This window comes from Streptomyces gottesmaniae, assembly GCF_031845845.1.
GTDB classification, from domain to species: Bacteria; Actinomycetota; Actinomycetes; order Streptomycetales; family Streptomycetaceae; genus Streptomyces; species Streptomyces akebiae.
Genome location: NZ_JAVRFJ010000160.1, coordinates 1 through 417, shown reverse-complemented (window position 1 = coordinate 417; position 417 = coordinate 1). Strand labels below are relative to the sequence as shown.

At 51.6% G+C, this 417-nt stretch carries 1 protein-coding gene; it reads left to right on the top strand.

What is annotated here, in order from left to right; translation table 11 throughout:
- Positions 1–417, top strand: a 417-nt coding sequence (locus RM704_RS45825) for a hypothetical protein (RefSeq protein WP_498076466.1), incomplete at both ends; no start/stop codon positions are given.

The window sequence follows — 417 nt, the reverse complement described above, 5'->3', positions numbered from 1 at the left end:
GGCAGGTTTCAGGGCGAGTTTGCCGGTTTGAACGCGCAATTGGCGGAAAAGGCGGCAAGATGTGATTTTATTGAACAGGCACACGCAGAAATTGCATCAGAATTGGCCGCTTTGGATGGGAAATACGAGCATTTGCAGGACGAAAATTATGCTTTGGGCAACCGTTTTTCCGCAGCCGAAAAGCAGATTGCCCATTTGCAGGAAAAAGAGGCGGAATCGGTTCGGTTGAAGCAGTCGTATATCGATTTGCAGGAAAAGGCGCAGGGTTTGGCGGTTGAAAACGAACGTTTGGCAACGCAGCTCGGGCAGGAACGGAAGGCGTTTGCCGAGCAATATGCGCTGGAACGCCAAATCCGCCAAAGAGTCGAAACCGATTTGGAAGAAAGCCGCCAAACTGTCCGCGACGTGCAAAACGAC